Here is a 25138-nt window from a genome sequence, read left to right as displayed (position 1 = left end):
AGTGCCTAATTTTTAATTACAAATCCGCCATTAGGCTGAATATCTACAGAAACCTTACCGCTAGAAGGAATCTTTATTTCTTTGAAATAGGTTTCTTTTGTCTTATCGTCAGAAAATAAAGTCACGGTTTTTCCAGCAAGCATGGGAAGTTCCAGTTTTAGTTTCTTCACGCTTTTTTCAGCATTAACCCCGGCCACATACCAACTTTGATCATGACGTCTTGCCAAAACTGAAAATTTCCCAGGGTAGCCGTCAATAAAAACGGTTTCATCCCAGGTAGTTGGTAATTCTTTTAAAAAATCCAGTTCGAATTCTGGAACATCTTCCAGGTTATTGGGAGTTAAGGCAAACATTTGCACGGGATTCTGAAACAAAACTCCCGTCGCCAACTGGAAAGCATCGGTAGTTAATCGCTCCTGGCCTTCTTTATTCCCTTTATTAAGATATTTATTAAGTAATATGCCGCCAAATTCCATACTGGCAACGGCATTTCTGCTAAATGGATGCATAGAAGCATAGAACGCTTCTTTGTTTCTTACATCCTGAGAGAAAATAAGCATTTCTGAAGCAAGAACAGCTTCGCTTCCTACAAAATTAGGATACATTTTCTCCCATCCTCTGGGAAGAGTCGCTCCATGAAAAATAACCATTAATCCGTAATCATTAGCATCTGAAAGTATGTTTTCATAAAGCTTCATGGTTTCCTGTTTGTCCCCTCCAAAAAAGTCGACTTTTAGTCCTTTAACTCCCACTTTTTTCAGCCATTTCATTTCCTTTTTTCGGGCTATGGACGTATTCATTTTGTTAAGCGGCGTCATAAAAGCGTCATTAGCGACTCCGTTAGAATTATACCACAGAAAAACATCTACACCTTTAGATTTGGCATAATCAATAAGTTCTTCCATTTTTTCATAACCTATCCGTTCATCCCACCAGGCATCGATAAGAATATATTCAAAATCCATTGCCGCAGCCAGATCGATATATTTTACCTGATCCTCATAATTCATACTGTTATCCTGCCAAACGATCCAGCTCCATGTTCCCTTTCCATATTTATAATCCTGAGAAGGCTCGTACAATTGATCTACTGCATCATAAGGAATAGTCGTCTCCACAACAGGCTTTAAAGTTTCCCCAACCGTAATGGTTCTCCAGGGTGTATATCCCGGCAAGCCTATCTGAGCGCCCGTGCTACCAAAACCGTTATTTTGGGCAGGATCTGGATATGCTACGCTGTAAATTCCATCTTTAAAACTGCTTAAATGCGAGGCCGTATAAAGACTGCTAACACCGGTTTCTGAAAGTAAAACCCATCCATTTTCCCCAATCTTAAAAAGGCTTGGAAAAACATAACCAGTTTCAGATGTATTGCTTTCAAGCTGGGCATCGGCTGAATAGCCACTTTCGTAGCTAGGCGCCGTTCTGGCAAAGCCTCCCATAGATTGCATCATTGGCGACAAAAATGAAGTACTCCCTGCCGGAAAATTATATCCTGTTAACTCTTTTTCCACTACACAGGCCCGGGTATCGCCCCATTTAGGTAATTGATACCTAAAGGCGATATCATTATCGCTTACCTGAAAATACATAGCAATTTCTTGTTCTTTAGCATTCGAAAAAGAAACGTTAAGCGTATTGGCCTTATAGGAAACCTGAGATTGTTTTATCTTTTCCAACGTATATTCTGAACTGGTCGTGCCTTTAGAAGACGCTAGCCATTTGATTGCTGAAGTGAAATCACCCTCGTTTGTCACCAATCCAAGCGGAGATTTTCCCAACATGGTCTTTTTATTGTAAATCACGCTGTAAAATGGTTTTCCGTTTTCGACCTCTACCGTAACTTCCAGTTTACCGTCTGGACTATTGATTGATGCTTTTTCCTGTGCAACGATCAAAGTAGTTAAAAACATACACCAAATCAGGCTAAATATTTTCATAGTATTCATTATTTATTTTTGAAATTCCCAGTAATCCAGATGAAATAGTTCCCCACTTTCTCCTTTAAAAACAAAGAAAATATCATGAACACCGTGAACTCTTTCTACTTCTGAAGTATAAATTTTATAATTTTCCCCTTTTTTATCGATTTTGCTGGTTCCTATCAATTGTCCTTCTTTAGAATCAAGGCGGATTTCTATAATTCCTCCTGAAAAAGGCTTTGCAGAAATATTGAATGTTGAGGCTCCATCTTTAAAATCTGCTCCCTGCACCATCATATAATCTCCATTATTAATGTGGGTGACATAGATCATATCCTGTTCTTTTCGGGTTTTAATACCTTCACTCCAAGCAATTGTTTCTGCTTCTGTTCTCTGGAAAGGGTTCAGGTTTTCTATTTGATCAGGGGCCTTATCATTCCAGTAAGGAATTGTCTGAATGGTTCCATCTTCATTATATTTCATTTCAGCAGCATCTACAGAACGTCTTTCGTAAAAGGTTGAGGTCTTGCTTTTAAGAATATCATAACTGTGACCAAAAGCGTAGGATTTCCCTTTATATTCGATAATCCCGGGATGATTTCCTCGTGTTTTTTCGGTAGCATCCATAATCATTCCTTTGTATTCCCAAGGACCTTCGGGGGAATTGCTCATGGCATAGCCTAAACCTTCTGGACAACAGGTAGAAGCGTACCCCAGATAATAATAGTCATCATGCTTCCACACCCATGGGCCTTCCTGGTAATTCTCTGGTTTAGAATCGATTTTTATAACATCTCCTTCAATAGAGGTCATATCTTCATTCAGTTTTACATAATAAACATCTGGATTTCCACAATATAGATATGCCTGCCCGTCGTCATCGATAAACGGAGAAGGATCTATATCATTCCAGATATGGTCGGTATCAATTAGTCTTTTCCCCAGGGGATCTTTAAATGGACCGTAAGGACTATCGGAAACTAAAACCCCAATACCGCTACCGTGCATAGGGCAATAAAGGTAGAAATTTACCATCTCTTTCAATACACTGCACAGCCCATGCCCCATTATCCTGCGGCGCCCAGCTAAAATCTTTTAGGGAAGCCACCGCTCCATGTTCGGTCCAATTTACCATATCTGTTGAGGTGTACAGCAGCCAATCCAACATTTTAAAGCCTTCTGCATCATCTTCATCGTGTGAGGTGTACAGGAAAATAGTATCATTATACACCATTGGTGCAGGATCTGCGGTATATTTGGTTTGAATAATTGGTTTTTGAGCTGTGACTGTATTAACCAAAATGATGGCTAATACAGTCACAGCTTTATTTAAAATTCTTAAAATTTTCAATTTAATATAAGATTAATTTGGTGTAGCATCATTGGCAGAAGTGGCATAAAGCCCCACCATCGCACCTGTAAAACCTCCTGCCACATTTGTAGAAAGAATATCCCCGGATACTTTCCCACCAAGGTTTTCGTAATTCTCTCCATCAAGCGCATAGCTAAATTCGTACTCATCTCCGTTAGCCTGTACTTTTAGAGAAACAGGATTATCCAGATCAATTTTCTTGCTTGCTATAATTTTAGATTCACCGTTTTCGGTTCTTTCCAAAAGCAGGTAATAATCCTTGTCTTTTCGGGTAATCCCGAAGGCATAATTAAAACGCTCATTCTGGTAACAGGTAATTCCGGCCATATCTTCGGCAGACTTAGGTTTGTACTTCATCTTAGTCATAAAGCTAAAGTTTTTATGCATCTGGCGATGGAACAAGGTAGACGTTGGAGCGAGTTCATTAATATCTGTCGCGAAAGGTTCCAGCTGAAGTCCGTCTTTAGTTTTTTTCATAAACGCCTCTCTGGGTCCTCGTAGGCCTATCCATCGATAATCCAGGGTATCTGCCTGGAAATCGTCTGTAAAAGTAAAATTACCATTAGGGAAAAATCCATCTTTCCCAGTGTGATTCTCTACCCCTGCTGGCATTTCAAGTTTTGGTTCCATAGGTACCAGTCCGTTTTCAAAAACCGGGAATTTTCCAGACCAGTCCACAGGTAAAATAAAAGTTTCTCTTCCGGTAGTTACCTGCCCGGCTTCATTTGGGCGAATGGCAAGAAAAACACCGTAATATTTATCATTTGGCCCTTTAACAATATCGGCATGCCCAGCCCAGTCTACCATATTCTCACGGTCCTTAGGAAAATAACGCTGAGTTAAAATAGGATTACTTGGTGCAGGCTCATAAGGCCCTTTTGGGTTGTCACTTACAAAAACAACTTCGCTATGCCAGCCACCGGTACCACCTTCAGCACACATTAAATAGTAAAGTCCGTCTTTTTTATAGACATGTGGTGCTTCGATCCAGATGGGTTTATCTTCAAGATCTACCCCTCCGTTTACGATAACCTTATCGGTTCCTTCAATAATCTGATCTTTTTCTACATCGTATTCCCAGATTTTAATCACTCGATGTCCCTGATAAAGTGCTTTTTCTGGCGCATCGTTGTGTACCACATAAGCTTTACCGTCATCATCAAAGAAAATAGATGGATCGATCCCGGCAAAATTTAGTTTATAAGGTTCGCTCCAGCCCTTCTTAGGATCTTTGGTTTTTACCACGATATTTCCTGCTCCACCAGCAAATGCAGTAGTAATCATATAAAAAGTATCGTTATTTTCGTTGTAAGTTATTCCCGGTGCATAAACTCCCTGACTTATTCCGGTATCGTGAACGTCCAACTGGGAAGTTCGGTCTAATACGTGCCCAATCTGTGTCCAGTTTACCAGATCATTAGAATGGAAAATCGGTACACCGGGGAACATGGCAAAAGAGGAACAAACCATATAATAATCATCTCCTTTGCGGGTAATGGCAGGATCTGGATAGGTTCCCTGAAGTATCGGGTTATAGAATTCTCCTTCTCTTAGTGGGTATTTCTTATAAACCTCATCCTCGCCTTTGTAAGTAGCACTTAAAAAAACCGGTTCGTTAGTTGCTAGTTTGGGTTGTGGTTCATGATCATTTTTATTTCCTGAAAATGAGAACAGCAGTAACGTCATTAAAATAAGTGCGGGGCTGTACTTGTAAAATGGTGATTTAAATGGTTTTTTCATTCTATCGAGTTCTTGTATTAATTTTAATTATAAACTTTTGTACTTGTATTTCTTCTATTTAAATAATAATTGAGCATACTGATGTAAACATCTGCGCCAGGTAAGCCATTCGTGTGCCGTTTCTGGTGACTCATAAAAAGTATAGTTGATCCCTTTCTTTTCTGCCATTTCCCTAAAATCGCCTACAGTCTTAAAAAACACTTCGGGCTCCCTGGTTCCAAGACCAAGCCAAAGCACTTTCAGTTTTTCATTGACCTCATTGGCATCGTTAAAAGCACCGTGCAGAAATGTTTCGGGATCAATTTTTTCTTTTCCAGGATAATTTGATGTTCCGCTGAAACCACCGTAGTAGGCAAACAGATCCAAATTATTCATTATGATTCTCATCGTTTGATTAGCACCCATGGAAAGTCCGGCAATGGCGCGATCTTCCCTACTGGATTTTGTCCTGAATTTTTTATCGATATTAGGAATAACCTCTTCGATAAGGACTTCTTCAAAAGAAGACTTTGGATAGCCATTCTTAGCATTTTGCATTGCTTCCGGTTTGTAGGCATAGCCATTATCCATAACCACAATCATCTTTTTGGCTTTACCAGAAGCAATAAGATTGTCCAGAATTAGATTAGTATGTCCCTGGGAAGCCCATCCGGTTTCATCTTCATAGCTACCATGCTGAAGATAAAGTACCGGATAGCGTTCTTCTGAATTTTCAAAATATCCGGGTGGCAGGTACACAAAATTGCGACGCCAATCCTTAGTGATTTCAGAAAAATAAATATTTTCAGTAATACTACCATGTGCTACATCTTTCATAGCATAAAACTCCCTATCATGAGCGGGAATTTCAATACCACTGCCCCATCGACCCGCCCCGTAATAATATTTTGAACCGGGATCTGGAACCGACGCGCCATCGATATTTAGCTGATAATAATGAAAACCTTCATCCTGCGGAGCTGATTCTCCTGTCCAAACACCTTCTTCGTTCTTTTCGAGGTCATATTTTACCCCGCCAATATCAAGTTGCACTTTATTGGCCTGCGGAGCTTCAATGCGGACTCTTACGCGACCTTCAGAGTTTACCTGTGGGAATTCCCTGCCCGGCTGATTCACCAATGAAGCTTGAAAATCTTCCTTTACCTTATCATCAGTTTGCGCTGAAACCGAAAAAGAAAAAATAGCAAGCAAAATGACTATTATGAGTTGCATTGGGTTCATATCTTTTAGTTGAATAATAAAGGGGCCAGTTCATGCAGGCTGCGTCGCCAGGTCTGGAATTCGTGAGCTGTACCTTCAGAAATATAGCTAACCGCATTGAATCCGGCAGCTTTAAGATCTTCTACCGACTTTTTAACTGCTTCGGGACGTTCCTTGCTTCCGCAGCTGATAAAAACAAGTTTCAGATCTTTATGATTTTGTAAATCTTCAGGTGAATATGTACCGCCACTTAAAAGGGCATAATGGGAAAATACTTCTGGTTTGTTCAAAGTGATCATTTTGGTTTCCATGCCGCCCATAGAAAGACCAGCCATGGCGCGATGTTCTTCATCGGCTATGGTACGGAAGTTTTGATCTACATAAGGAATAAGTTCATCTACCAAAACGGTTTGAAAATATTTAATATCAAAGTCTTTTAATCCACCCCATTTAATTTCGTTGGTCATTCCGTACGTCATTACGATTAGGAAAGGTGCTGTTTTCCCTTCAGCAATAAGGTTATCCATGATAAGATTGGCGTGTCCCTGATTGCTCCATGCGGTCTCATCTTCACCCCAGCCATGCTGTAGGTATAAAACTGGATATTTTTTATCTGGATGTTCGTGATATCCGGGAGGAGTATATACAAAAGCGCGACGTGAAGTATTGGTGCTTGGCGATGGAAAAAGGATTTGCTGAACACGACCGTGAGGAACATTTTTTAAAGCGTAAAATTCCTGATCGCTTGCCGGAATTTCAATACCACTTTCCCAACGAACCGAGCCATAATAATTCTTTGCGCCTGGATCGTTAAAGGTACCTCCGTCTACATTTACGTGATAATAATGGAAACCTTCGTCCATAGGTCCTGCCGTAGTTCCCATCCATACTCCTTCTTCGTTTTTTTCGAGTTTGGTACCTCCCTGGCCGCCTAATCCCAAGCTCACCCGAACACTGTCGGCTGCGGGAGCTACAATTCTGAAACGGGCATAGCCCTGAGAGTTTACCTGAGGATATTCCTGCCCAGGCTGATTTTTAGAAGAAGGCTTAAAGTCTTCTTTAATTTCCTGCTGCGGTTTTTGTGAGAACCCGGAATAGCAAAGCAGGATAGCCACAAAAACTAAAATCTGATGTTTCATAATTTGCTTATTAATTGTTAAATAAAAGAGGGGCAAACATATATAAATCGTGTCTCCATACCGGCCAGGCATGACCGCCAGGATATTCATTGTAGGTATAATCGATATTCATTTTATCGAATTTTGACATCATTTTTTTACCATTTTTATAGGCGATATCCTCTTTTCCTCCTTCGGAAATATAAAAATGATCAAGATCCTTATTGATCTTATCTGCGTTTTCACTCATATAGCTATACTGCACCTCGGCAATCTCGTTATTGTTGCCAATCCAACCTGAACTGAAAACACCAAGTGATGAAAAATGATCGGTGTTTGGGATGCCTGCATAAAGTGTCTGGATACCACCCATCGATAAACCGGCCAATGCTCTGCTGTCTGCATCGTCGATCACGCGATATTCTTCCTGAACATGAGGGATCAATCCCTTAAGTAATTCATTTTCGAACATTTTCAATCCGTTTTCATCAAAGGCTGAAACCGGCATATTCCCGTCTGGCATGATTACCAGCATAGGTTTTGCTTTTCCTTCTGCAATAAGATTATCAAGAATCAGGTTGGTTTTTCCCTGCTGTGCCCAGCCACGTTCGTCTTCACCACCGCCGTGATATAAATAAAGGGCAGGATATTCTTTATCGGTATTTTTATCATAACCCGGTGGGGTGTAAACATAAAAAGTTCTCCAGCTGTTTAATACCGGTGAGAAATACTGCTCCATTCTAACATCGCCATGAGGAACATTTTTTAAAGCATAATACTCATCCCCGGCAAACGGAACTTCTATCCCGCTGGCCATTCTTCCCATTCCGTAAAAAGTTTCACTATTAGGATCGGCTACGGGAACATCATCAATAAGAATAGAGTAATAATGAAAGCCTTCAGTAAGGGAATCTGTTGTAACTTTCCAGATTCCATCTTTATTTTTATCCATATCATATTTACGCCCCAAATCTACTTTCACGTCTCTGGCTTCTGGAGCTTTTACCTGAAAAACTGCACGCCCATTAGGTAAAATCTGCGGATATTGCGCATTGCCTACATTGGTGGAAGCGGGTTTTCCTAACAGACTGTAATCGTTGAATTTTGATTGATCTACGGGCTTAAATATCATTTTAGCAAACATGTAAAGTCCGTTTTTCCATACTTTAAAATCGTGTACGCCCGGTTCGATATAATAAATATGGGGCACTTCATTTTTCACCAAATATTCATGGGTTCTCTCGCTAAAGCGCAATAAGTTATCGTTGTTACCACACGAAATCCATAAAAGATTTAATTTTTCGCGGGCTTTGTCTGGATCGGGAACCAGTTCTTTTGGCGTTTTGGTATTTGGTGCAGAAGAAAAAGCGCCTACCCACGAAAAAGTATCGAGGTTACCAAGTCCGAAATTTAAAGTTTGTCCGCCACCCATGGAAAGACCAGCTATCGCCCGGTTTTCCCGATCTTTCTTCACAGGAAAATTCTTTTCTACATAAGGAATGAGGTCTTTTAGCAAATCTTTTTCAAAAGTGGCAAAAGCAGCAACTTTGGTACTATCGAATATATTTCCAACGGCGCGGTCGTCTTTCATTGCCCTTCCGTTAGGCATCACCACAATCATAGGCTCAGCTTTTCCGTCAGCATACAAATTATCGAGAATCACCTGCGGATTCCCGCCACGTAGCCATTCTTTTTCATCGCCACCAATACCGTGCAATAAATAAAGCACCGGATACTTCTTATTTTCTGAATAATTAGGCGGAGTATAAATCAGTGCTTTTCGCGTAGTTCCAACGGTTTTCGATTTATAACTGATACTGTCCAGCTTTCCGTGGGCAATATTGTCTCTTTTCTGGTCAAAACCTTTTGGCGCTTCTTTTTCCAATCCTTCAAAACCTTTGGCATCCAGCATTTTTTCGGCATAACGCCTTCCCAGCTTTCTATAACCTTCAGCCGTAAAATGCAGATGGTCGTTCACGGCGGTACAGCCTTCAGAAGAAACTATATAAGCATTAGGAATAACTTCAGGAAGCTTGGCTATAATGTCGTTCATACTGGCGCATGAGCCTCCTTCTTCTTTGCTAACCATTTCACCGGCGAGTAAAGGTGTTTTTTGGGGATCTAGTTTTAGATCTTTAATCAGATTATCATAAACTCCTTTTACTTTTTGTGGCCAGAGTGTATCACCGGTATTCGATTCACCCTGATGCAACAGGATTCCTTTAATCACCCCTCTTTTTTGACCAATTTTAGCCATTTCGACAAGTCTTTTATAGGGGTTACCGTCGTATTCCTTAACCATATTCTTAAGCCATCCCGGTGCCGAATCTACATACGACTTATAATTTTCTTTATCGAAAAGCTCGATTTTACAACCGCCAACGGCAACATTTATGATTCCCACTTTAATATTATCTGGAAGGTTTTCTACCATCTCCCTACCAAAATAATCTGTGGGAGTCAACCCGGTGTTACATCTACAAAGTGGCGGTTTGGCCGTATACCATTCTCCTTTTTTACGATCCAGATCTGGGCAGTCTACTGCCGATAAAACTTTAAAGCGCTCGCTAATAGCTACGGTATCCTGAGGTTCAATTTTGGCGTGACCCTCCATATTAGACTGGCCAAAAGCCAGATAAATATGAAAATTGGGATCCTGTGCCCTGGCACTAAACGCCAGAAGCAGCAGAGAAAAAAGTAAAAATATTCTGGTTTTCATATTAGTGAATTTTTAATTCTGTTTTTTTAAGCTGTTTGTCATCTGAAGAATTTCCGTAGAAAATATCATAAACGCCCGGCATTACTTTCATGGTTCGCGCTTTCTTATCGTAAAATTCAAAAGAATTTGATGGCAGGTTGATCGTTACATTTTTTGTTTCATTTGGCTTTAGATTTACCCTTTTAAATCCTTTTAAAGTTTTAATAGGACCTTCTTCAAGACCTTGTTTATGGACATATACCTGTACTATTTCTATACCTTCAGTTTTCCCTTCATTACTAACCGGAATGGTAATATTAACCGAAGTAGAAGTATCTATTTCGGTTTTCTCAAGCTGGCCGTTGCCAATTTTGAAACTGGTATAACTAAGACCATGTCCAAAAGGAAAAAGTGGTTCTTCTTTCATAAACCTATAGGTACGCCCGTTCATGGAATAATCTTCAAAATCTGGAAGTTGAGTGGTATCTTTATAAAAAGTTACGGGTAATTTTCCTGAAGGATTATAATCCCCAAAAAGCACATCGGCTACCGCCTGCCCACCAGATTCCCCGCCGTACCATGACTGTAAAATAGCATCGCAAGTGGTGGTTTCTGGCACCAGACCAATCGCCGAACCAGAGTTATTTACAAATACCACCTTTTTCCCTGCCTCTTTTAACGCTTTTAAACAATTTCGTTGTACCGAAGGAAGTGCTATGTCTGTACGGTCACCACCTTTAAATCCTGGATAGGAAACTGGCATTTCTTCTCCTTCAAGTTTGGTTGAAAGTCCGCCAACAAAGATTACGGTTTCAATGCCCTCTAATTTTTTAAGAAGATCCTTATAATTTACGGGAATTTCTTTTCCAAAATTGAATTCTAAATTCGCCTGCCAGTTATTAAGCTGTGCATAATGAATTTCGATTGTATACTTTTTTCCTTTTTCAACTTTATACGGAAGTTTAGAAGGCAATGTGCGCCAGTTATTGTAGGTACGTAGGGACTCTCCGTTTACAAAAAGTTCAAAATGACCTGTAGCACCGAAATTGAAAACAATTTCCTGATCTTTTTCGGGAATGTATTCTGTCATAAACTTCCCGGAAAAACCTTCAAGTTTAACCCCAGATGCAAATTCGTGCTGCCCCGCGGTGGTAAGTTTTATGGGATTTACAATTTGCTGGGTAGCCACTACTTCCCCGCTATAATCTGGAGTATTCCAATAGGTAGCTTTAAATCCCGGTTTTCCCTCATAAGAAATTTTAGAAAAATAACTTTGTGTAACCTTATCTTCTACCAGGTCGCAGGCTTTATCGTAAACAATGTTATTTTCCCCAACTTTTGAAGCAATTCCGTCCAATATCGTTATCGTTCTCACCGGTGTACCGTTATAATTTCCCCAAAGCATGGGTGCATCATCGGCATTTGGTCCTATCACCGCGATTTTTTCCTGAGTTTTGCTAAGCGGAAGTATACTATTTTTATTTTGAAGAAGCGTCATAGATTCTCTGGCCATTTTTAAAGCCAGCTGACGGTGTTCTTCGTTATTGATTATCGATGCAGGAATCTGGGCATAAGGAACAATCTCATCGGGATCCATTTCACCAAGTTCAAAACGGCCAATCAACACTCTTTTTACACTCCTGTTGATATCTTCTTCTTTTACCAGACCTTTTTCTACAGCTTCTGGTAATAATTTATAATTATGATTATCCCACTGGCATTCTACATCTGTACCGGCCAGAACAGCTTTTGCTGCGGCGTGCACCGCATCTGATGATACATTGTGTGAGGTATAAAAATCCTGTATGGCACCACAATCTGAAACCACAAGATGTTCAAAACCCCATTTTTCCCGTAGTATCTGCTGAAGTAGCTGATCACTGCCACAACAGGGCTCATCGTCTAAACGCTGATACGCGCACATTACCTGGCGTACATTGGCATCCTGTACCAGCACTTTAAAAGCCGGCAGATAGGTTTCCCAGAGATCTCGTTGGGATACGTTATTAAGGTTAAGTTCATGGCGGCTCCACTCTGGCCCCGAATGGACCGCATAATGTTTGGCACAAGCCAGTAATTTCTTGTATTTCGCATCTTCTGGCCCCTGTAATCCTTTCACGACCTGAACTCCCATTCTTGAAGTCAGGTATGGATCTTCGCCATAAGTTTCCTGCCCGCGTCCCCAACGCGGGTCTCTAAAAATGTTGACATTGGGTGTCCACACCGAAAGGCTCAGGAAACGTTTATTTTCTTCTCCGTTACGTAAGGCTTCGTGGTATTTAGCACGGGCTTCATCTGAAGTTGCATCAAAAACCTGATACACCAGTTCATCATCAAAAGATGCTGCCATCCCTACCGGCTCGGGAAAAACGGTAACATCATCGTTATTCGCAAAACCATGTAAAGCTTCACTCCACCAGTTAAACTTTTTAATCCCTAAACGGGGAATTGCTTCAGAAACATCAAACATCAAAGAGGCTTTCTCTTCTAATGTTAATCGGCTTACTAAATCTTCAGCACGTTCTTCCGGACTTAAATCAGGGTTCTGATAGGGCTTTTGCTGTGCAAAAGCCAACATCCCAACAAGCATAAAAGCTACAAAGACAAAGCTATTTTTTATTCTAATATTATTCATTCCTCGCAAGCTTTATGATATATTCTTTTCCTGCTTCTGTCTCCAGATCATACTCATAGACCGGTTGTAATTCAGGAACTTTTATAGTTGCTTCTGAAGAGATGAGTGGCTCTTTAGTCTGGGGAAGTTTAAAAAGCGGATTAGGATTTACACCGGTAGCTTTTTTTAATCCATCACCTGAAAGCGGATAATAGGAACGTAATCTACAATTTCCACCAATGGCTGAAATGATGTTCACTTTAACCGGTTTGTTCTCTTCCCAGGCGATATCGATTTCAAAATTACCCCGGGCTTTTAAGCCTTTTACTTCTCCTTTATTCCATGTAGAAGGAAGCGCAGGTAAAATATGAACCGCGCCATCCTGGCTTTGTAACAGCATTTCGGCAATTCCTGCAGTACACCCAAAATTTCCATCGATCTGAAATGGCGGATGCGCATCGAAAAGATTTGGATACGTTCCTCCTTGCTCCCCATGGCCTGCCTGCCTGCTTGGCGTTAACTGATCGTGAATAAGTGCCAGCGCATGGTCTCCGTCCAAAAGACGTGCCCATAAATTCACCTTCCAGCCCATAGACCATCCGGTAGATTCGTCACCCCGGGCCAGCAAAGAATTTTTTGCGGCTACAAATAATTTTGGAGTACGATAAGGAGAAATAAGATTAGAAGGAAAAAGTCCGTATAAATGCGAAACATGACGATGTTTATCATCCTGCCGATCCCAGTCTTTCATCCATTCCTGTAATTGTCCCCACCTGCCAATTTGCATAGGGGGAAGATTTGGAATCGTATTTTTAATACTGTCGGTAAATTTTTTATCATTATTTAAAATCAGGGAAGCTTCCAGAATATTTGAAAAAACATCATACACTATCTGGTTTCCCATGGTAGTGCCTGCGGCCAGACTTGTACCTTCAGGATGTCCATTTTCGGGAGAATTAGAAGGATTTACCACCATCCATTTATTAACGGGCTCCTGTTGTAGGATATCTTTGTAAAATAACGCCGCGCCCTTTAAAATAGGATATACTTCTTTTAAAAATTCGGTATCACCGGTAAACAAATAATGTTGCCATAAGTGCTGACTCAGCCAACCTCCACCGTGTGGCCATAATCCATAGAAAGGCGGATCTACAACTCCAGAAATTCTCCAGATATCAGTATTGTGGTGCATGTTCCAGCCCCGGGCATGATACATTTTTTCAGCGGACTCTTTCCCTGTTTCAGAAATATCATTAACTAAACCAAAAAGGGGTTTATGCATTTCTGAAAGGTTAGTCACCTCAGCAGGCCAGTAATTCATTTCGGTATTGATATTTACCGTGTACTTACTGTCCCAGGGTGCGTTGATTTCTTTATTCCAGATCCCCTGAAGATTGGCAGGTTGTGTTCCCGGTATAGAGCTGGAAATTAAAAGATAGCGCCCAAACTGAAAATATAGCGATATAAGCTGCGGATCGTGATTTTCATTAAATTCCTGAAGCCGAATGTTGGTTGGTTTCTTTATAGCTTCTGAAGTTCCCAAATCGAGTTGTACCCTGTTAAAATAGTTCTGATACTTTGAAATGTGGGTGTTTAGAGACTTATCAAATTCATTTTTATACACCGAGTTTAATAATCTAACGGCCTTGCTTTCTGTATCTTCCGAAAGATCTTTATAGTTTTTAAAATTAGTAGCGATCGAAATGTAGATTACGGCACGGTTAGCTCCTGTGATTTTTAAGCTACTATCTGTGGCTACAATTTTCCCCCCTTCGATTTTAGGTTTTGCGATTGCCAGAAATTTTACTTTCCCCTTTTTATTTTCTTGATCTGAGGAAGTCCCGGAAAGCCATACCTCATCATTTTTAATCTGAATAACATGACTTTTTTGTGGACTTTTTAAGCTCATTTCAAAAGAAATACTTCCAGGTTTACTTGCAGTAAGCTCCACCATAATCACATCGTCTGTAAAAGAAGAGATGATACGTCGCTTATATTCAACATCACCAATTTCGTAAGTAACAGTACTGAGGGCTTTGCTGATATCTAATTCGCGATGATAGTCCTGAACAGCTTCTGAATTTGGGAATGTCAAAATTAGATCGCCTACCGTCTGGTAGCTCATTCCGCTGTTATTATCTTTTCGTGAGAGATATTTATCTGCTAGTTGTTGTCCTTTTAGATATTCTTCCTGAAAAATAGCCTGCCTTATCTCCTGCAATTGTTCTTTACTTAGAGGGACCACATTATTTCCCGGCTCGCCGGCCCAAACGGTTTCTTCGTTTAATTGAATGGTCTCAATACCTGTTCTGCCATAAATCATTGCTCCCAGACGACCATTCCCTACTGGCAATGCCTCCTCCCAAACTTTCGCAGGCTCATCGTAATTTAAAGTCATTAAAGTATCCTGAAAAGAATATCCGTTGGATATTCCCAACAGCAATAAAATACTTAAAATTTGACAAAATCTCTTCATAACTTTTTTAGTTATCACCAGAGCATCCAGTGATCATGTCATAACGTAAACCATGCATCATTTTAGGGGGTAAGATTGGGTAAAACTCTGCAAAAATTTAGAAAGCAATTTACTTGAATATATACTAGGTATCTTTCCCTGCATGTAACAAAAACTTTCAATTGCGTTACATTTTAGAGCTATTCAACAGAATAGTTTGCAATTCACTAGATAACAAATAGATGTAAATCTAGTTATTAAAAAAATAGGCTTATTTTTTTACTTATATTGTAATTATCACTATGCTCTCTGCCAAAAGAAAAAGATCAGAATGTCTATTAAAAAGAAAATTAAAAACAGGTAGCCTCTCGAATTTAATTAAGAAGAAGCTACCTTATTTTAAACTTTACGTTAAATAGACTTTGCTAGTTTTAATCATTGGAATTTTGATTAATATCCAGGATTTTGATCCCCATTATTTATGCTATCATTCGTATTCAATTCGACTTCTGGAATAGGAAAAAGATTATGAATTCCTTCCTGATAGCCGTATTTTCCCAATTCTTGTTCTGCAAGGCCCCATCTTACCAGATCGGGAAAACGTACTTGCTCTCCTGCCAATTCTACTCTTCGCTCGTGGACTATGGCTTTAAATACTTGATCTTTACTAAGTCCGTTTTGTAATAATGGCATATCAACGCGATCTCGAACCTCATTAATATATCCAATTGCCTGAGCCTGATTCCCTAACTCGTTACTAGCTTCTGCCATCATCAATAGAACATCGGCATATCGAATTACATTCATATTGATCCCAGATTGAAGGTTTTCACTGGTTCTTTTATAATAATTCTGATATTTTCTCCAACCTGCAGGTCGGTCCAGGCTAATTTCTGTAATAACGCCACCGGCATAAGTATCCCCAACAATATAGAAGCTTTCATCAAAACGTGGGTCGTTTTCTTCAAATTCAGCTCTTAATTCATCTGATGGATAGGCATTAAACCAATCGAACATTCCGTAAGACTGACCTCTTAAACTAGATTCATTTCCACCTCGTGCATTTACTGTAGAATTCCAAAAAGCACCATTTGGCATAGACTCGTCATACTCTACCGCAAAAATAGATTCAGGACCATGTTCTGTTTCTTCTTTAAAATTATCATAATAATTTTCAGCCAGGGCATATTTTCCATACACATTTTCAAAAGCCTCCATTGCCTCTTCATAATTTTCCCGATATAAATACACTTTCCCTAAAAGTGCATACGCCGCACCACGGGTTGCTCTTCCGTTTTCTTCTTCAGCTTTAGGTAACAACACCTGGGAAGCATCTTTTAAATCAGCTATAATCTGTGCATACACTTCTTCAGAAGCCGTTCTAGGAACCCCTTTATTTTCCTCTGGAACAGAGGTAATTAATGGCACATCTCCATACCTTGTCACTAAATTGAAATAATATAGCGCTCGAAGAAATTTTGCCTCGCCTATATATTTATCTTTCATTTCCTGACTTAAAAGGGAATTCAGGATTTCATTAATTCTATCTGTATTGTCAATTACAAAATTGGCTTTATTAATTCCTCTAAATTCACTATCCCAAAACTCTTCAATCAATTCTGAACCGGCATCAAAAGAAAAATTAAGGAATATGGTTTTATTAGCTTCCTGCTGAATGTTAGCTGCATTATCATGTGCCATATTATCCATCATATAGTAATAATTTCTACTATATGAACCTATTGTTTGCAAATTGGCATAGATAGCATTCACCGATGCTTTCACCTGTGCTTCACTCTTAAAAAATGTTTCAGGAGAAAGTTGATTAGGGTCCGTCTGTTCTAATTGGTCTGTATCACAAGAAATCCAAAATAAAACAGAAATAAAAATTGCTGTAATTTTATATGTTTTCATCATTATTTTAATTTTTAAAATGCAACTTGAACACCAATTTGAACAGATTTTGGCTGAGGATAATTTCCCCGGTCTACACCAAGCTCAAAGTTGTCTCTTGCTGCCCCATTATTTAATGAAATCCTTCCAATTTCTGGATCGAGGCCAGAATAATCTGTTAAGGTCAATAAATTTTGCCCACTTAAATACACTCTAAATTTTGAAAACTTGTCATTGAAAAATTCTGAAGGAAAAGAATATCCTATTACTAAATTTCTTAATCTGGTGTACGAGCCGTCTTCAACATATCGATCTGATGCATAGGTGTTTTGAGTTGCGCCTAATGCTCTAGGTATAGAATTGGAAGTTCCCGGGCCTGTCCATCTGTTTAATACCTCTGTACCGGCATTAAATGGCCTTGTCATTCCTTCTAAATCGTAAATATTGGTATTAAACACATCATTCCCTATAGAACCATTTACAAATAAATTAAGATCAAAGTTTTTATAATTTGCACTAAAATTGAAACCAAATGTAAAATCCGGATAAGGATTTCCTATTTTCATTTTGTCGTCTGAATTTATCTGACCATCATTATTTAGATCTACATAACGCACATCGCCGGGTTGGATAGCTACCTGATCTGGATTAGCCGTTAATACTGCATCTATTTCCTCTTGTGTTTGATATATTCCGTCAGTTTTATATCCATAAAAATAAAATAACGGTTCTCCTACAGATATTCTTGAGACATCTTCTCCTTCTACATTTCCTCCAGATATACTTTCAACACCTCCAAGGGACACCACTTCATTTTTACTAGTCCCTAAATTAAGGTTAGCAGACCATGTAAAATCACCATCATAATGGTTATACCCTAAATTGGCTTCTAGACCATGAGTTTTAACCGATCCAACATTCTCTGTAATCACCGGATCGTTAAAACCTAAAGAGTATGCTAATGGGCGATCGATTAGTACATCATCACTCTTATTATTATAATATTCTATAGAAAGTGTAAATTGGTTATTATTAATTCCAACATCCAAACCTATATTTCTCATTTCGGTTTCTTCCCATTTTAAATCAGCATTCCCCAAACCATTTAAAGTAGTCCCTTGCTCCGGATTACCGGCTATTGGATAAATAAAATCGGTTAATAGATTAGAACTATATCGATAATCTCCTATATTGTCGTTCCCGGTAGTTCCCCAACTACCTCTAAGTTTTAGGTTATTGAATATCGAGCCATCCATAAAACTTTCTCTACCCAGATTCCATCCTCCAGAGACCGAAGTAAACCATCCCCATCTGTTACTTTCCCCAAATCTTGAAGATGCATCCCTTCTTAGCGAGAATGCCAGCAGATATTTCTTATCATAATTATAGTTTAATCGTCCTAAATAACCAATACGTACATATTTTGAAGAGCTAGAACCAAGATCTGCTCCTTCTAAGGATAATTGCTCTACCTTATCTGAAACATTATTTCTACTACTCGCATTAATAGATTCATTTTTTATCGTTTGCTGCTCTGACAGTAAGAGGAATTCAATATTATGATTTTCCAAAAAAGAATCTTTATAGGTTAAACTATTGGTATAGGTTAAGGATTGATATATCCCTGTATTCTTAGTTATCTGCGCATACGGAGTACTATTTGTAGCAGTTTCGTCATCACTATAAGATGGTATAAAGTTGGTATTTTTAAAGTTACTATAATCCAGACCTACCTGAGATTTAAAAGTAACCTTATCAAAAAATTCATATTCTGCGAAAAGACTTCCTATGATGTTTACAGAACGGTTACTCGCATTACCTAATGTTTGAACCCTTACAGGGTTTTCAGCGTCTGTTCCATCAATAGAGCTACTGGGCCCCTGAAAGCCTCCTAAATTATCTGGATTATAAACAGGTAGATAAGGAGCAATTTTAATAGCATGTTCTATAATGGAACGTCCTCCACTATCCCTTTCCGGGTTCTGTTCATCAAAAGAAACACCTAATGTTTCCCCTATAGTTAAATTACCAAAAGTGAAATTACTGTTAGCTCTAAAATTGAATCTTTCATATTCGGTTTCAATAATTGCACCTTCCTGCCCCAGATAACCTCCGGAAAACCGATAGTTACTATTTTCGTTCCCTCCAGAAAGTGCTACATTATAGCTCTGCATAAGGCCGGTTCTAAAAATTTCATCCTGCCAGTCTGTATCATTATTGATGAAATCTGCATATTGAGGATCTGAAACCCTAGGAGGCGTAGCACCTATTTCGCCCAAATATTGAATATACTGTTGTGTGTTTAATAAGTCGTAACGGGAAGTCACAAAATTAACGCCCGAATAGGCATCGAAGCTAAGTGATGCTTTTTGAGAGCCTCTACCTTTCTTGGTAGTAATTAAGACCACTCCATTAGAACCTTTAGAACCATATACCGCAGTGGTTGCAGCATCTTTCAACACCTGAATATTCTCGATATCATTTGGATTTAGATCGCCCATACCAGAAGAAATAATACCATCAATAACATATAAAGGTGTATTGTTATTAGGCGTTCCCAGGCCTCTAATACTAATTACAGGAGAATTCCCCGGGGCTCCACTATTTACAACATTTACTCCTGGAGCTCTACCCTGTAAAGCCTGGTCGGCAGTGGTTACTGGAACACTGGCAATCTCTTCAGAATCAATAGACGAAATTGCCCCTGTAACTTCTGAACGATTTTGAGTACCATATCCTACTACTACAACGTCCTCTAACGATTGCGTATCAGATTCCATAGTAACATTAATTTCTGTCCTGGAATCCAGCGGAATTTCCTGAGTTTTAAAACTTAAGTAACTAAATACAAGTACAGATCCTGTAGGTACATCTTCGAGTACATATCTACCATCAAAATCTGTTGTAACTCCTTTTGTTGTGCCCTTAACAATAACATTTACACCAGGTAGTGGTCCTGCACTGTCCTCAACAATTCCTGATACCGTTACATTGCCATCTTGTGCTAAAGATAACTGACAAAAAAACAGCAAAATCAGGAAATTAAATCGTAATAAATATTTCCCCATAATAAAAAATTTAAATTATTCTAATCCACGAAATCGGTTGCTCGGAAAAGTTAAAAATCATAGCTTTCAATTTTTAACTAATAGTTTTATTGACTACAAGTTTAATTTTTTAAAATCAATTCATCAAATTTTTTAACTGTTTTTTTAATTTTCAATATTTTAAAATATATTTTTTGTCGAAAAATCAAATTAATAATAAGTGAGATAAATTACATTTAATTTTAGGGTATCCCTTTAAAAACAACCGGTTGTGTATAAAAGAAGTTGAAATGCGTAAGAATTAAGTACGTTGAAATCAACAACCTCACAGCAAGCCCATGAGGTAATTATTAAAAAAATCATTTTTTATTTCGATGCATCCCTATCTCGTCAATATAGCCATCGGGACCGGAGCATTTAATCTGTAGATAAAAACCCAATGATAGGATATTTAATTTATACAGATCAATAAATGATTTTACAATGGAAAGGCTCATAAGAATGAACTTCACCAAATATACTTTCAACACCCAACACTATTGTACTCTATGGACCACAATCCATAATTACAACATAAAAAAAGGAATATTAAGGAAACGGAAGACTAAGTTTGTTTATAAAAAATATAAATCCAGATGGTTCTTGAAATTTTGAAATTGAACCTACTTAATAATAAGGCTATTGCTGCAATGATTAAAAAATTTGTCATCAGCGAAAGACCTAAAAGAAAATAACCAATAATAAACCAGGTAAAGCCTTCAGCTACGGTTAAAGCATAGCTAACATACATAGCCCCATAAAAGAACCCTGTCTCTTTAACAAACTGAAAACCACAAGATGGACAAGTTTTATTCATTTTTGGAATCGAGAGATTGATTAAAGCATTTTCTTTATCAAATATGCTCCCTTTTTCGCAATTAGGACATCGATTATTGAGTATAGTTAAAATCTTCATCATTGTAATTATTGGGTTACAAATGTACATGCACTTAAAATCTTAGTGATTACCTGTTTTCTCCTTTTTTTTATACTTTTAAGACATTATGCAAACACCAAAAATATTGTCTATCCCAAAATTCAAGGAAGACCTAAATAAAAAAGATTTCTATTTTAACGATTTTAGACAACATCTTGAAAAAAACAAAGAATTAATATTATCGCCCCATGGCCATGATTTTTATTTATGTGTTGTATTTACCGCAGGAAAAGGAACTCATGAAATAGACTTTAAAAGTTATGAGATTAGGCCAGGCAGCATATTTTTTATGCGCCCGGGACAAATACATTCCTGGAAATTTACGATGCCTCCTGAAGGTTATATTTTCTTCCATTCAAAAAATCTGTTCAACCTGCTTTTGCCTAACGACCAGATTAACGATTATCCATTTTATATATCTTACCATAATCCCCCCAATTTATTATTAAATAAAAAAGAACTGGCCTCGACTATAGATCAACTTCAGTTTTTAAAAGATGAGTATAATTCAGATAAATATTTCAGTTTTAGAAAAATCGCCTATATCATTTCTATTATTTACATAGATCTATCCAGATACTACTTATCTAAATATACCAGTTTGGATAATAGCAATTCTAGGTACTTTAATATCATTTATAAATTGGAAGCTGAAATTGCCGAAAATTATAGAAGCAATAAATCGGTCGATTTTTATGCCGATCGGCTTCATCTAAGCAAACGACATTTAGACCGTATTACCCATCAAATATTGGGTAAAAGTGTGAAAGCGATAATTTCAGAATATGTGGTATTGAAAGCAAAGGCGGCTATACTTCAAAACGATTTAAGCCTTCTTTACCTCTCAGAAGACTTAGGGTTTAAAAGTTTAAGTCATTTTTCTAAATTTTTTAAAAACCATGTTGGGGTTTCCCCTAATCGTTTTAAAGAAGGCTATAGATTATGATAACGTATTTGTTAAAATTTAATCTTCAAATAGCAAAATTATGAAATAGAACACGTTGAAATCTCCTTGCCATCTGCGTATAGCTTTCCCCAATCGCAAAGATGTTCAAGAATGGGGACTAAATCCAAACCTTTATTGGTTAAAACATACTGAACTCCCAAAGGAATCGTATTTGGAATTTTTTGTTTTACCAAAATGGCATGCGTCTCCAATTCTTTTAATTGTCTTGCTAAAACTGTTTCTGAAATATTAGGTAATTCCTGCTGTATTAAATGAAACCGATCATTTCCCTTAGAAATGGAATAAACAATCTGAGATTTCCAACGGCCACTTATCATTGCGATTGCAGAATTTAACTCACATACCTGGAATAAAAATTGTTCATTCTCAAAATTAGTAGATTCTTTTTTTCTCATGACCGACAATTTAAAGCCTAACAATTTTGTTAGTTATTGTTTCTAAAATGACCTTTCAGGACCTTTGGTAAAAATACTAAAAATGAAAACCACCATTTTGCTAACTGTAGCTATGATACTATCGCAATCGATTTTAGGACAGGAAATTCTAAAAATAGAATCGAAATATCTGGGCAAAACGGTTCCTGTACATGTTCAAAAACCTGCTCATTACCAACAATCAAAACGCTATCCTTTGGTTTTTATGCTTCATGGATATAGCGAAAATTATAAACAATGGGAAGAAACAGCGAATCTGAAAAAATTAGCGACCGACTATCAAATGATATTAATATGTCCTGAAGGCTATGTAAATTTCTATTTAAATAGCCCAAAACTGGCAGATTTTCAATATGAAGATTTCTTTTTTAAAGAACTTGTTCCTAAAATTGAGAAAAAGTATAACATTGACGATAAGAATATTTTCATTACCGGTTTGAGTATGGGAGGTTACGGAGCATTAAGTTTATTTATAAAAAACTCCCATTTTTTCAATAGTGCGGCTTCAACGAGTGGAGCGCTTGAATTTGACTATGAAAATCTGAAAGAAATTAGCTTAAGATTCTTTGATAGCCAGCGAATTATAAACGATTTGGAGATTACACTAGGTTCTCCAAAAGAAAATAATTGGAAAAAATTCAGTATATCCTATTTATTAAAAAATACTCCCAATTTTAAAAAAGGCTTTTTTATTGACTGCGGTATAGAAGACCCTTTGCTTCCCAATACCATAAAAATTAAAAATATGGCATTATCTAAAAAATTACCTATTCGATTTTCTATCCAATCGGGGAACCACTCTACCGAATATTGGTCGAAATCCATTGAGTATCATTTTGTTTATTTCCAACAACATTTAATAAAGAAGTAAACTACATAAGGGCAGGCCCTTTCCAGTTTGACTATTCTATAATCATGATTGAATACCAAGAGATCATCACTATGTTCTATTATGATGATCAGCAACCTTTAATTGATAGAATTGATCAATCTTTCTGGTAAATACATCAAGTTCTTTAATCACAATATCAATCATATCTGCATACTCCCGTAAATCGGTTTCACTTAATTCATCATGGTTCCGCAGGGTATTATTTAGGGCTAATAAGGTCGTTAAGGGTTTACGGATCACGTGAGAGATATCAAAGGTAATTTGCTCTAAAATTGTTTCGTATTCCATAATACCAGAAACATCCATCAATGTCCCAAACCAAACTACCGCCCCATCATCCATGCGCTTTGGGGTCGCCCTAACTTTATACCATTTTGTTTTATCACCGGTTAACAGTATTCTAAAACTATATTTGTAAGAACTTAAGGAAGTAACTGATCTCCTCATGCTTTTTCTAAACCCATCTACGTCTTCAGAATGGATATAGTTTAAAAAACTTATTGGATTCGCTTTCATATTTTCATACGTAAGGTCTGGATGAATTTCTTTTATCCCTTTACTTATAAAATCAAAACTAATCTCAAAATCCTTTTGAATTCTTAATTGAAAGATGACTCCCGGCGTATTATCGAGAATTTGCTTTAATCGGGTAGCATTAAGTTCTATATTTTTTTGTTGATCTAAAAGTGCTTTACGAGTGTTTAAATAATTGGTCGCTTTTCTTGCCAATATCTGTAAAGCCTGCTTTTGGTTATCGTTTAGGCTATTAGGCTTTCGATCGATCACACAAAGGGCGCCAAGCACATTACCAGAAGCACTTTTAATAGGAGCACCTGCATAATAAGATATATAAGGATTTCCTTCAACCAAAGGGCTATGTTTAAAACGGGGATCGTTATTCGCATCTTTAATTTCAAATAAAGAGGATTTTCCATCTAATAGGTAATGGCAAAAACCATCTGACCGTAAAGTTTCTTTAAGCTCTATACCATAAACAGATTTAAACCATTGGCGATCCTTATCTATAAGGCTAACCAACGATATAGGCATACCACAAATCAATGATGCAAGCTGAGTTAGCTCATCGAAATTTTCCTCTGGATTGGTATCTAGTATTTCATGATCATATAAATCATTAAGGCGAGAAGATTCATCCATAACCAAATTTAAAGCGTTAGAATATTAGCAATTTCTTTTTAGAAAACCCGAAAGCTTATCATTTTCAGCAAGTATTTAACGATATAGCCCATTACTATATGATATAAGACACTAAAAATATAAGCTTTGAAAAGATATTTTATTCTAGCAAAATTAGATAATTCAAATTTTACTTAATAAAATTTTATTAGTGTTTTTCGCACAAATCCACTTAATTTTTAAAAATTATGAAATAAAAATCAAATTCTTCGAAGTCATCAAAATACTAATTTAATCTCAAAAAGAAAAGTCAAAAATACTGTATTTAACATTTCAGATGGGTTAAACAAGCTACCTGGCCTATCCCATGAGGCATTTATTAGAAAATTATTTTTTATTTCGAGGCATCCCGATAGCTATCAGGATGGGATTGGAGCATTTAATATCTATTATGGAGTAAAAATATATCACTATATAATTTCAGTTTTAAATATCCACTAAAAATTCTCTCCTAAAATTGATTTAAACCCTAAAGAGACGGCTTTATATTTTGAACTCGTTTAAACTTTTTCCTTTTTGAAGGGTTTGAACTTTTTCAAGGCTAATACAATAAAAGCAAGATAGTTAAACCCTTTCCAGCTTGCCACGGTAGTATCAAACCTGTTTAGTAACG

The 25138-nt window shown here is 37.6% G+C and carries 16 protein-coding genes and 1 pseudogene; 2 read left to right on the top strand and 15 right to left on the bottom strand.

Annotated features, from left to right (window positions below):
• Positions 1-5 precede the first annotated feature (5 nt).
• From L1967_RS14570 to L1967_RS14515, 12 genes are all read right to left on the bottom strand, one after another.
• Positions 6-1940: a glycoside hydrolase family 97 protein gene (locus L1967_RS14570; RefSeq protein ID WP_249602236.1), complete on the bottom strand. Its 1935-nt coding sequence runs from the start codon at positions 1938-1940 to the stop codon at positions 6-8.
• 12 nt (positions 1941-1952) lie between these two features.
• Positions 1953-2957 (bottom strand): family 43 glycosylhydrolase, encoded by a 1005-nt coding sequence (locus L1967_RS22290; RefSeq protein ID WP_262917450.1) that lies wholly within the window; start codon positions 2955-2957, stop codon positions 1953-1955.
• Positions 2920-3273, bottom strand: coding sequence for a family 43 glycosylhydrolase (locus L1967_RS22285; protein ID WP_262917449.1), 354 nt, complete (start codon positions 3271-3273; stop codon positions 2920-2922). Before L1967_RS22285 ends, L1967_RS22290 begins: the two co-directional genes overlap by 38 nt.
• Positions 3274-3285: 12 nt before the next feature.
• Positions 3286-5034 (bottom strand): glycoside hydrolase family 43 protein, encoded by a 1749-nt coding sequence (locus L1967_RS14555; RefSeq protein ID WP_249602235.1) that lies wholly within the window; start codon positions 5032-5034, stop codon positions 3286-3288.
• A gap of 54 nt (positions 5035-5088) precedes the next feature.
• Entirely contained in the window at positions 5089-6246 is a 1158-nt protein-coding gene (locus tag L1967_RS14550) for an alpha/beta hydrolase-fold protein (protein WP_249602234.1), read from the bottom strand.
• 14 nt (positions 6247-6260) lie between these two features.
• Complete coding sequence (locus tag L1967_RS14545; RefSeq protein ID WP_249602233.1) at positions 6261-7373, bottom strand: alpha/beta hydrolase-fold protein; 1113 nt, start codon at positions 7371-7373, stop codon at positions 6261-6263.
• Positions 7374-7383: 10 nt separating this feature from the next.
• Complete coding sequence (locus tag L1967_RS14540) at positions 7384-10071, bottom strand: alpha/beta hydrolase-fold protein (protein ID WP_249602232.1); 2688 nt, start codon at positions 10069-10071, stop codon at positions 7384-7386.
• A 1-nt stretch (position 10072) separates the two neighbouring features.
• Positions 10073-12685, bottom strand: a complete 2613-nt coding sequence (gene xyl3A, locus L1967_RS14535) for a xylan 1,4-beta-xylosidase (RefSeq protein ID WP_249602231.1) — start codon at positions 12683-12685, stop codon at positions 10073-10075.
• Positions 12678-15140, bottom strand: coding sequence for a glycoside hydrolase family 95 protein (locus tag L1967_RS14530; protein ID WP_249602230.1), 2463 nt, complete (start codon positions 15138-15140; stop codon positions 12678-12680). Before L1967_RS14530 ends, xyl3A begins: the two co-directional genes overlap by 8 nt.
• A 429-nt stretch (positions 15141-15569) precedes the next feature.
• Positions 15570-17036, bottom strand: a complete 1467-nt coding sequence (locus L1967_RS14525; RefSeq protein ID WP_249602229.1) for a RagB/SusD family nutrient uptake outer membrane protein — start codon at positions 17034-17036, stop codon at positions 15570-15572.
• An 11-nt stretch (positions 17037-17047) separates the two neighbouring features.
• Positions 17048-20080: a SusC/RagA family TonB-linked outer membrane protein gene (locus tag L1967_RS14520; RefSeq protein ID WP_249602228.1), complete on the bottom strand. Its 3033-nt coding sequence runs from the start codon at positions 20078-20080 to the stop codon at positions 17048-17050.
• A gap of 583 nt (positions 20081-20663) precedes the next feature.
• Entirely contained in the window at positions 20664-20915 is a 252-nt protein-coding gene (locus L1967_RS14515) for a DUF983 domain-containing protein (RefSeq protein ID WP_249602227.1), read from the bottom strand.
• A 187-nt stretch (positions 20916-21102) separates the two neighbouring features.
• Here L1967_RS14515 and L1967_RS14510 point away from each other — a divergent pair, with 187 nt between their 5' ends.
• The gene (locus L1967_RS14510) at positions 21103-21981 is read left to right on the top strand and encodes an AraC family transcriptional regulator (protein ID WP_249602226.1); all 879 of its coding nucleotides are present in this window, start codon (positions 21103-21105) and stop codon (positions 21979-21981) included.
• Positions 21982-22019: 38 nt separating this feature from the next.
• Here L1967_RS14510 and L1967_RS14505 read toward each other — a convergent pair whose 3' ends face one another.
• A complete protein-coding gene (locus L1967_RS14505; protein ID WP_249602225.1) occupies positions 22020-22397 on the bottom strand; it encodes a winged helix-turn-helix transcriptional regulator in 378 nt (125 codons plus the stop codon).
• An 82-nt stretch (positions 22398-22479) separates the two neighbouring features.
• Between L1967_RS14505 and L1967_RS14500 the strand changes: the two genes are divergently transcribed.
• Positions 22480-23307, top strand: a complete 828-nt coding sequence (locus L1967_RS14500) for an alpha/beta hydrolase (RefSeq protein ID WP_249602224.1) — start codon at positions 22480-22482, stop codon at positions 23305-23307.
• Between the two features lie 69 nt (positions 23308-23376).
• Here the strand turns inward: L1967_RS14500 and L1967_RS14495 are convergent, their stop codons facing one another.
• On the bottom strand, positions 23377-24486 hold the full coding sequence (locus L1967_RS14495; protein ID WP_249602223.1) for a GAF domain-containing protein: 1110 nt from the start codon (positions 24484-24486) through the stop codon (positions 23377-23379).
• Between the two features lie 539 nt (positions 24487-25025).
• Positions 25026-25138 (bottom strand): annotated as a pseudogene (locus L1967_RS14490) (IS5 family transposase); the annotation flags it as partial.

The sequence above is a fragment of the Zunongwangia pacifica genome, from assembly GCF_023499215.1.
GTDB lineage: Bacteria > Bacteroidota > Bacteroidia > Flavobacteriales > Flavobacteriaceae > Zunongwangia > Zunongwangia pacifica.
This window is presented reverse-complemented; position numbering and strand designations above follow the sequence as displayed.